Raw genomic sequence first — 296 nt, 5'->3', positions numbered from 1 at the left:
GGCGTGGGGGCCAGCAGCTGCGGGTACACCAGTTCGGCCAGGTGCTGGGTGAAGCGCGGGAATTCGGCGTCGATCTTCATCTGCACGCGCGCGGCCATGAAGCTAAAGCCTTCCAGCAGGCGCTCCACGTAGGGATCGGCGCATTCGAAGGCATCGAGGCCCAGGCGGCCGGCGATCTTGGGATAGTCGCGCGCGAACTCGCCGCTCATCTCGCGCAGGTGATGCAGCTCCTGGCTGTAGTAGCGCAAAAAGGCGGGGTTCATGATTGGTGGCGGTCTGTACAGCAAATTTTGCAT

Annotated in this window: 1 protein-coding gene; it reads right to left on the bottom strand. The window is 62.8% G+C overall.

Translation table 11 applies throughout. The features are described from left to right. Window positions 1-263, bottom strand: a 263-nt coding sequence (locus F1735_RS34745; RefSeq protein ID WP_167241605.1) for a type VI secretion system baseplate subunit TssF, incomplete at its 3' end; no start/stop codon positions are given. Window positions 264-296: the final 33 nt, after the last annotated feature.

Source organism: Massilia genomosp. 1, from assembly GCF_011682185.1.
GTDB lineage: Bacteria > Pseudomonadota > Gammaproteobacteria > Burkholderiales > Burkholderiaceae_D > Telluria_A > Telluria_A rubra.
Note: the sequence above shows the minus strand (reverse complement) of the source record. Positions and strands in the feature narration are given on the sequence as shown.